Annotated in this window: 7 protein-coding genes; all 7 read left to right on the top strand. The window is 68.1% G+C overall.

What is annotated here, in order from left to right; genetic code table 11:
* Positions 1 to 296: cupin domain-containing protein (locus JHD80_RS25575; protein ID WP_199093167.1), on the top strand; the 296-nt coding region annotated here is incomplete at its 5' end.
* Positions 297 to 423: 127 nt separating this feature from the next.
* The gene (locus JHD80_RS25580) at positions 424 to 1,617 is read left to right on the top strand and encodes an amidohydrolase (RefSeq protein WP_199093168.1); all 1,194 of its coding nucleotides are present in this window, start codon (positions 424 to 426) and stop codon (positions 1,615 to 1,617) included.
* 865 nt (positions 1,618 to 2,482) lie between these two features.
* Positions 2,483 to 3,238, top strand: coding sequence for a gluconate 2-dehydrogenase subunit 3 family protein (locus JHD80_RS25585; protein WP_199093170.1), 756 nt, complete (start codon positions 2,483 to 2,485; stop codon positions 3,236 to 3,238).
* 3 nt (positions 3,239 to 3,241) lie between these two features.
* Positions 3,242 to 5,005, top strand: a complete 1,764-nt coding sequence (locus tag JHD80_RS25590; RefSeq protein WP_199093171.1) for a GMC family oxidoreductase — start codon at positions 3,242 to 3,244, stop codon at positions 5,003 to 5,005.
* Complete coding sequence (locus tag JHD80_RS25595; protein ID WP_199093172.1) at positions 5,002 to 6,222, top strand: c-type cytochrome; 1,221 nt, start codon at positions 5,002 to 5,004, stop codon at positions 6,220 to 6,222. The genes JHD80_RS25590 and JHD80_RS25595 overlap by 4 nt, the downstream gene beginning before the upstream one ends.
* Before the next feature lie 169 nt (positions 6,223 to 6,391).
* A complete protein-coding gene (locus JHD80_RS25600; protein ID WP_199093173.1) occupies positions 6,392 to 7,876 on the top strand; it encodes an efflux transporter outer membrane subunit in 1,485 nt (494 codons plus the stop codon).
* Positions 7,873 to 9,135 carry an efflux RND transporter periplasmic adaptor subunit gene (locus JHD80_RS25605; RefSeq protein ID WP_199093174.1) on the top strand — a complete coding sequence of 421 codons (1,263 nt, stop codon included), beginning with the start codon at positions 7,873 to 7,875 and terminating at the stop codon, positions 9,133 to 9,135. The genes JHD80_RS25600 and JHD80_RS25605 overlap by 4 nt, the downstream gene beginning before the upstream one ends.
* Positions 9,136 to 9,277 lie beyond the last annotated feature (142 nt).

Here is a 9,277-nt window from a genome sequence, read left to right on the forward strand (position 1 = left end):
GCAAGGGCGGCATCTCCTTCCGCCAGGTCGGCGAGAACCTGTTCGGCCGCGCCCTCCAGATCATCAAGGAGCGCTACGAGCCCGGCGCCGATACCGGCCGCGTGCTCCTGACCCATGAGGGCGAGGAAGGCGGCGTCGTCATCAGCGGCCGAATGGAGCTCACCGTCGGCGAGGAGCGCCGCATTCTCGGCCCCGGCGACGCCTATTATTTCGAGAGCAACCGCCCGCACCGCTTCCGCTGCGTCGGCCCGGTCCCCTGCGAGATCGTCAGTGCCTGCACGCCGCCGACGTTCTAGGTGCCGTCGGCCGCCGTGCCGCCGCATTCAATTCCTGCATGATCATAATCGGATGATTTAACGGGCCAGAGCCGCGCCCGGGCTTTAAGAAGCCTGCACGCAACGGCCTGGAAAAAGGAGACGCCTCGTGTCCGATACCCTCTTGATCCGTAATGTCCGCCCGGCCGGCGGCGCGGCGACCGATGTGCTCGTCCGTGAAGGGCGCATCGCCGCGATCGGCGCCGGCGCCATCGGAGGCGACACCACCTTCGATGCCGGCGGCAGGCTGATGATCCCCGGCCTCGTCGAGGCCCACACCCATCTCGACAAGAGCTTCTGGGGCATGGGCTGGCACGAGCACACCGCCGGCCCCGCCCTGATCGACAAGATCGAGACCGAGCGCCGCAACCGCCGGGAATTCGGCATCGATGCCGACCGCCAGTCCGGCCGGCTCGCCGCCCAGATGATCAAGATGGGCACCACCCATATCCGCAGCCATGTCGATATCGACACCGAGACCGGTCTTGCCGGCATCGAGGGCGTCATGGCCATGCGCGAGCGGCTCAAGGACGTGATCGACGTCGAGATCGTCGCCTTCGCGCAGTCCGGCCTGCTGATCCGGCCCGGCACGCTCGAGCTGGTCGACCAGGCCATGGCGATGGGCGCCGAGGTCGTCGGCGGCCTCGATCCCTGCGCGGTCGATCGCGACCCGAAGGGCCATCTCGACGCGATCTTCGGCCTCGCCGAGACATACGGCCGCCCGCTCGACATCCACCTGCACGAGCGCGGCGAGATGGGCGCCTTCTCGATGGACCTGATCCTGGAGCGCACCCGTGCGCTCGGCATGCAGGGCAAGGTCGCGATCAGCCACGCCTTCTGCCTGGGCATGCCCGATGCCGATCATGTCCGCCGCCTGATCGACGAGCTCGCCAGGGAGCGCGTCACGCTGGTCACCACGGCGCCCGCCTCCTCGCCGGCTCCCGCGGTCATGGCCTGCCTCAAGGCCGGCGTCGTCATCGCCGGCGGCTCGGATGGCGTGCGCGATAGCTGGAACCCCTATGGCATGGGCGACATGCTGGAGCGCGCGACGCTCGTCGGCCTGCGCAACAATTTCCGCCGCGACGAGGAGATGGAGCTGGCGCTCGATGTCTGCACCTATCAGGGCGCCAAGGTGATGGGCATCGAGAACTACGGCCTCGATATCGGCTGCGCCGCCGATTTCGTGATCCTGCCCGGCGAGACCGTCTGCGAGGCGATCGTCGAGCGCCCGGCCGACCGCACCGTCGTCAAGCGCGGCAGGATCGTCGCCCGCCACGGTGAATTGACCCAGCCCATCGCCTGACGGATCGATCCTGAACCATCAGCGGCGTCGCGAGGTTTCGGCTTCGCCGCGCCGTTTCCGTTTGTGCGCTCATCCGCACATGGGCGCATGAAAAAGTGCCACCGGTCATCCCGGCGGCCCGCTCTGATTCCTTTGGGCCGAAGCCCATTGGTTATCCTCGGAAACAGGGAGGGGGCGCGTACCGCGAAACCTGCCTTGCCGGCTTGGGCGACGTGTTTCAGGTCGCCCCCGATATCCCGAAGTTGAAAGCCACAACGCAAACCGTCTGAGGCAGCCCTTTCCATCTCCCGGCCCTCGAGAATTTGGAAATCCCTGCGATTGACCCCGGCTGCGAACCGCCGGATGCTCGAAGCCATCGGAGCGATCCGGTCGCGGGATTTGTCGGAGCAGCTTGCGCCGCGTCAACAACGCTAAAAGCACCACGCATTATCGTGGGCTCCCGAGATGGAGACACGCGCGTGGTCTATGCTCTGATCGTCAACAGCCTGCTGAGGCTATCCGCCTTCCTGCGCTGGACGCGAACGGGTTGAAGCACCGGGAATAGCCGCCTCAAGCGACGTGGGGGGCCGCGCTTGACGGCGCGCAGCGCGACATGCGCCGGCGCGTTTCGGCGGTGTCGGGCAACCCGGTTTCCTTGAGCCAGGCGCGGAATTCGGCCGGCCTGATCGTGATCAGCCGCCCTTCAAAGCGCGGCATGATCGGAAGCCCGCCGAGGCACGCTCCCGGCCCCTACCTTTGAACGGTTCCATGTACGCAGAGCATGGCGGCTGCGCAGGCTTTGCGATTGCTCCCGGTCGCTCGCAGGCAGAGCCTGCCGATGGCGGGTCGGCTCCTCCCGGCGCGCGACGATCGAAAAGGCCGCCCGATGCCGCCCACCGCTTCCTTCACCCGGCGCCGCTTCCTCTCCTCCACCGGCCTGTTCGTCCTGATCGCCTCGGCTCCCGGGGCCCGCGCAGCCGAACATTCCGGCACCCTGCCCTGGAAACCCTTCGCCGCCCTGCCGCCCGAGCCCTTGCCCGGGGGCCGCTGGTATGTCCTGACGCCGGAGGAAGCGCGCACGGTCGAGGCAATCGTCGACCGCCTGATCCCGGCCGACGAGCTGAGCATCGGCGGCAAGGATGCCGGCTGCGCCAGCTTCATCGACCGCCAGCTCGCCGGCAGCTACGGCACCTCCGAGAGGCTCTATACGCAAGGCCCCTTCGCCGCCGGCCTGCCGACGCAAGGCTATCAGGGCGCCGAGGCGCCGGTCGCGCGCTACAAGGCCGGCCTTGCGGCGCTGAACAAGCACACGCAGGCGCAGTTTGCCGGCAAGAACTTCTTCGACCTCGCCGCCGCCGAGCAGGACCAGGTGCTCAAGGATTTCGAGGCCGGCAAGGTCGACTACAAGCCGGCCGCCGGCTTCTTCAACCTCGTGCTCCAGAATACGATGGAAGGCTTCTTCGCCGACCCGATCTATGGCGGCAACAAGGACATGGCCGGCTGGAAATTCATCGGCTTCCCCGGCGCCCGCTACGATTACCGCGACTACATCACGGCCCATAACAAGCCCTTCCCCCTGCCGCCCTTGTCGATCGCCGGGCGGCCGGAATGGAAGACCGGCGACAAGACGAGCGGGAACTGAGACATGGCCCGGAAACTCCCCCGCAAGGACGTCGTCATCGTCGGGCTCGGCTGGACCGGCTCGATCCTGGCGCATGAGCTGACCGATGCCGGCCTCGATGTGGTCGCGATCGAGCGCGGCCCCTGGCGTGACACGGCGACCGATTTCAACGTCGCCTACGCGCCGGACGAACTGCGCTATGCCGTGCGCAAGGACCTGTTCCTGCAACCGGCGCAGGAAGCGATGACGATGCGCAACAACGTCTCGCAGACGGCGCTACCGATGCGCGACTACGGCTCCTTCCTGCCCGGCACCGGCGTCGGCGGCGCCGGGACGCACTGGAACGGCCATACCTGGCGCTTCTTCCCGAGCGATTTCGCGCTCAAGACGCACCTGACCGAGCGCTATGGTACGGACCGGATCGCCGACCTGCAGATCCAGGACTGGGGCGTCACCTATGACGAGCTGGAGGGTTCCTTCGACCGTTTCGAATATCTCGCCGGCATCTCCGGCAAGGCCGGGAACCTGAACGGCGCGATCCAGGCCGGCGGCAACCCGTTCGAAGGGCCGCGCAAGCGCGAATACCCGCTGCCGGCGATGCAGATGACCTATGCGCCGACGCTCTTCGCGGAAGCGGCGCGCTCCAAGGGCCTGCATCCCTTCCCGACGCCCTCGGCCAATCTGTCCAAGGCCTATGTCAACCCGCTCGGCATCGCCATGGGCCAATGCACCGCCTGCGGCTTCTGCGAGCGCTTCGGCTGCGCCAACTATTCGAAGTCGAGCGCGCATACGACCGTGCTGCCGGTCCTGATGCGCAAGTCGAATTTCGAGGCGCGCACCGAATGCGAGGTGCTGAAGATCAACCTCGCGGCCGATGGCAAGACCGCGACCGGCGTGACCTATATCGACGTCAACGGCGAGACCTTCGAGCAGCCGGCCGATCTCGTCCTGCTCAATGCCTACGGCCTGTTCAATGTCCGGCTGATGCTGCTCTCCGGCATCGGCAAGCCCTATGATCCGGCGACGGGCGAGGGCGTCGTCGGGCGCAATTACTGCTACCAGACCAATGCGGGCGCGCAGGTCTTCTTCGAAGGCAAGTCGATGAACCCGTTCATCGCGGCGGGTGCCCTCGGCCAGACGGTGGACGACTTCAACGGCGACGCCTTCGACCATGGCCCGCTGAACTTCGTCGGCGGCGCCGGCATCAACTGCATCCCGACCAATGGCCGCCCGATCCAGTACCGGCCGGTGCCGCCCGGCACGCCGCGCTGGGGCGCCGCCTGGAAGAAGGCGACGAAGCAGTACTACAACAACACGCTGGCCTTCTCGTCGCAGGGCTCCTCCTACGCGACGCGCGGCAACTATCTCGACCTCGACCCGACCTACAAGGACCGCTTCGGCCGGCCGCTGCTGCGCGTCACCTTCGATTTCCCGGACAACGACATCCGGATGTCGAACTTCGTCAGCGACCGCATGAAGGAGATCGCCGACGCGCTCGGCGGCAAGCAGGTCGTGGTCGCCAAGCTGCAGAAGGGCTGGAACTCCGTGCCCTACCAGAGCACGCACAATACCGGCGGCGCGATCATGGGCACCGACCCGAAGACCAGCGCCGTCAACCGCCATCTCCAGGCTTGGGACGTGCCCAACGTCTTCGTCATCGGCGCCTCCGCCTTCCCGCAGAATGCCGGCAAGAACCCGACCGGGCCGGTCGGCGCCCTCGCCTACTGGGCGGCGGATGCGATCCGCAACCACTACCTGAAGAATCCCGGCAAGCTGGTGGAAGCATGAAGAAGGCAGCTTTCCTCGCCGGCCTCGCGGCCGCCACCATCTTCGGGGCGAAGGGCTTCGCCTCCGACCTGTTCGACCGGATCGAGGCCGGCCGCTACCAGGCTGTCCTGGCCGATTGCTCCGCTTGCCACACGCGGCCGGGCGGCAAGCCCTTCGCCGGCGGCCTGCCGCTGCAGACGCCCTTCGGCGCACTGGTGCCCTCCAACATCACGCCCGATCCCGAGACCGGCATCGGGACCTGGAGCTATGCCGATTTCCGCAGCGCCCTGAAGACCGGCATCGGCAAGAACGGCAAGCGCCTTTATCCGGCCATGCCCTATCCCGCCTATGCGACGCTGAAGGAAGCGGACGTCGCCGATTTCTGGGCCTATTTTCAGAAGGTCGAGCCCGTCTCGAACCGCGTCGTCTCGAACCAGTTGCCCTTCCCGTTCAGCATCCGCGCTTCGATGATCGGGTGGAACTGGCTCAATTTCTCGCCGAAGGAATTCCAGCCCGATCCCGCGAAATCGGCCGCCTGGAACCGCGGCGCCTATCTCGTCAACGGTGCCGGCCATTGCGGCACCTGCCATACGCCGAAGAGCCTGACCGGCGCCGACAAATCGGGAGAGTTCCTGCGCGGGGGCAATCTCCAGAGCTGGTACGCCCCCGACCTGACCAGCGATCCGCACAAGGGGCTCGGCAATTGGGCGGCCGAGGACATCGTCGCCTATCTCAAGACCGGCGCGAACCGCTTCGACATCGCCTCGGGCCCGATGGCGGAGGCGGTCACCCAATCGACCAGCAAATGGGCCGATGCCGATCTCCAGGCGGTCGCGACCTATCTCAAGGACATCAAGGGCGACGGCGCGCCCGCGCCGCAGCCGCTCGCGGCCGGCGACGCTGCGATGGCCGCCGGCAAGGCGATCTATCTCGACCGCTGCTCGGCCTGCCACATCTCCACCGGCGCCGGCCAGGCCTCGCTCTTCCCGACGCTGGCCAAGGCCCCGGGGATCAACAGCACCGACCCGACCTCGCTGATCCGCGTCGTGCTGCAAGGGAGCCAGGCGGCCGCCACCGCCACCAAGCCGACGACGCCGGCGATGCCGTCCTTCGGCTGGAACCTCGCCGACGCCGATGTCGCGAATGTGCTGACCTATGTCCGCAACAGCTGGGGCAATGCCGCACCGCCGGTGACGGCAGGGCAGGTCAAGGACCTGCGGGCGGCGCTGCAGCGATAGAACCGGGGCTCATTCGATCAGCCTCGCCCCGCCGCGCCGGCAACCGCGCGGCAATGCCCGCCGCAAACATGAAGAGAAATTCACTTTCTCTCCGCCGCCGTTCACTCTAGAAGCGGCTCTGTCGCGTCGGATTCCGCGGTCTTTTCGAATCGAGGCTGGAGAAGGCGGAATGGTGCCGGGCTACAGGCGTGATCTTGCGGGACACGCGGTCGGACATTCCCTCCTTCGTCTCTCGTCGGCTGCAGCTCTCGCGCTAGGCCTCGGCGCCTGCCTGCCGGCCGACCAGCGCCCCGATCTGGGCGTCGCCGTTACCCGCAGCTTCGCCGCCGGCGAGCGCAGCGCCGCGCCGGCCGTCTCGCCGGACTGGCCGCGCCTGTTCCGCTCGAGCGAGCTCAACCGGCTGGTCGAACGCACGAGCGGCGCCAATTTCGACATCGCCATCGCCATGACGCGCATCCGGCAGGCCGATGCTCAGTCGCGCATCGCGGCTGCGTCGCTCTATCCGACGCTGAGCGGCTCGACCGACGCTTCGCGCAGCCTCAGGCCGGGAACGCTGGGCTCCAAGCGCGGGCCGTTCAGCGAAAGCATCGGCAATACGTTCAGCCTCGGCCTCTCCGCCAGCTACGAGCTTGATTTCTGGGGCAAGAACCGCGCGGGCGCCGATGCCGGACGCTTCGCGGCCGAGGCGACGCGCTTCGACCGCGAGGTGGTGGCGCTCACTGCCGTCTCAAGCGTGACGACGACCTATTTCCAGGTCCTGGCGGCGCAGGACCGGCTGCGCATCGCCCGGGAGAACATCGCGGTGGCCGAGCGCACGCTCAAGGTCATCCAGGCCAGGCTTTCCGTGGGCACCGCGACCCAGCTCGACATCGCGCAGCAGGAAAGCGTGGTGGCGCAGCAGAAGGCTTCCGTGCCGGCCCTCGAACTCTCGCTGCGCCAGGCCAAGGTCACGCTTGCCGTGCTCGTCGGCGAGACGCCGGCCGCGATCACGATCAAGGGCGGCAGCCTGAACGCGATCGCCGTACCCGGCGTGCGCGCCGGCCTGCCCTCGCAATTGCTGCAGCGCCGGCCCGACATCGCCGAGGCCGAAGCGCGCCTCACGGCGCAGGAGGCGACGCTCTACGCCGCCCGCGCGGCGCTCTATCCGAGCATCACGCTCACCGGCCAGGGCGGGCTCGAAAGCGCACTGCTCAAGAATCTGCTGCGGCCCGATGCCGCTTTCGCCTCGGCGGCGGCCGGCCTCGTCCAGCCGATTCTCGACGGCGGCAATCTGCGCGCCCGGGTCGAGCTGGAACGCGGCACGGCCGACGAACTGATCGCGACCTATCGCAAGACGATCGTCAGCGCCTTCGCCGATGTCGAGAACGCGCTGATCGCGATCCAGGAGAACACGCGCCATGAACGCCTGCAGGCTGAAGTGGTAACCTCCGCGCGGCGGGCCTATTCCATCACCGAGCAAAGGCTGCGCGAGGGCACCATCGACATCGTGACGCTGCTCAACACCCAGCAGACCCTGTTCCAGGCGCAGGACCAGCTCTCGCAGATCAAGCTGCAGAAGTTGACCGCCTATGTCGACCTGTTCAAGGCGCTGGGCGGCGGCTGGTCGGAGGCCGATCGCCGCGCCGCCATCACCGCGACCGAGGCGGCGGAATGAAGCGTCTTCTCATCCTGCTCGTGCTGATCGGCGCCGCCGCCTGGGGCTGGCACAGCTATAATGGCGGCTGGATGCCCTCCAGCGGGGAGAACGTATCGGCCGGCGGCCAGCAAGGCGCGGGACGCGGCGGCCGGCGTGCGCGCTTCGGCGGCGGCGAGGGCCCGATCCCGGTGATCGCAACGCCCGCGCGCTTCGACGACGTCCCGGTCACGGCCGATGCCGTCGGCACGATCCAGGCGCTGAACACGGTGACCGTGCGCACGCAGGCCGACGGCCGGCTGCTGGAGATCGCCTTCAAGGACGGGCAAGACGTCAAGAAGGGCGATATCCTCGCCAAGATCGACCCCGCGACCTATCAGGCGCAATACGATCAGGCGACGGCCAAGAAGGCGCAGGACGAGGCGCAGCTCGCCAATGCCCGCGCCGATCTCGAACGCTATGCCAAGCTCGCCCAGACCGATTACGGCTCGCGCCAGCAGGCCGATACCCAGCGCTCCACAGTGGCGCAGCTCGAGGCGCAGGTCCGCGCCGACCAGGGCGCGATCGACAACGCCAAGGCCATCCTCGACTACACCACGGTGCGCGCCCCGATCGATGGCCGCCTCGGTATCCGGCAGGTCGACCAGGGCAATATCGTCCGCGCCTCGGATTCGAACGGCCTCGTCGTCATCACCCAGCTCAAGCCGATCGCGATGATCTTCAACCTGCCGCAGCAGCAATTGCGCGCTGTCAGCGCCGCGGTCGCGCGCGGGCCGGTCGAGGTCGACGCGCTCGATTCCGACGGCACGACGATCATCGACAAAGGCGTCGTCGAGGTCATCGACAATGTCGTCGACCAGACCACCGGCACGATCAAGGTCAAGGCCCGCTTCCCGAACGAGCGGCTCCAGCTCTGGCCGGGACAATTCGTCAATGTCCGCGTCTTCGTCGACATGCTCAGGCATGTCGTCGTGGCACCGACCGCTGCGATCCAGCGCGGGCCGAACGGCGCCTATGTCTTCGCCGTCAACGAGGACGAGACGGTCCGGCAGGTCCCCGTCACCGTCGGCCAGCAGGACGAGACGACCGCCGTGATCACGACGGGCGTCGAGCCCCCGGCCAAGCTCGTCACCACCGGCTTCGCCCGCCTGACCGACAAGGCGAAGGTGCGCGTCACCACGCCGGAGGAGGCTGCCCAGCCGCCGGCCGCCGCCGCGCCCGGCCGCCGCGGCACGCGCGAGCCCGGCCAGGGGCCGGGCCTGTCTCTTATACACATCTGACGCTGCCGACGATTAACCTTGAAAAGGGGGGGGGGGGGGGGGGGGGGGGGGGGGGGGGGGGGGGGGGGGGGGGGGGGGGGGGGGGGGGGGGGGGGGGGGGGGGGGGGGGGGGGGGGGGGGGGGGGGGGGGGGGGGGGGGGGG

This window comes from Allobosea sp. ASV33 (assembly GCF_016428755.1).
Classification (GTDB): domain Bacteria; phylum Pseudomonadota; class Alphaproteobacteria; order Rhizobiales; family Beijerinckiaceae; genus Allobosea.

What these genes read in the sequence shown, in the direction of transcription:
- JHD80_RS25585 (WP_199093170.1), top strand. Translation starts at nt 2,483, where the DNA reads ATGCCGCCCACCGCTTCCTTCACCCGGCGCCGCTTCCTCTCCTCCACC.
- JHD80_RS25595 (WP_199093172.1), top strand. Translation starts at nt 5,002, where the DNA reads ATGAAGAAGGCAGCTTTCCTCGCCGGCCTCGCGGCCGCCACCATCTTC.
- JHD80_RS25605 (WP_199093174.1), top strand. Translation starts at nt 7,873, where the DNA reads ATGAAGCGTCTTCTCATCCTGCTCGTGCTGATCGGCGCCGCCGCCTGG.
- JHD80_RS25600 (WP_199093173.1), top strand. Translation starts at nt 6,392, where the DNA reads ATGGTGCCGGGCTACAGGCGTGATCTTGCGGGACACGCGGTCGGACAT.
- JHD80_RS25590 (WP_199093171.1), top strand. Translation starts at nt 3,242, where the DNA reads ATGGCCCGGAAACTCCCCCGCAAGGACGTCGTCATCGTCGGGCTCGGC.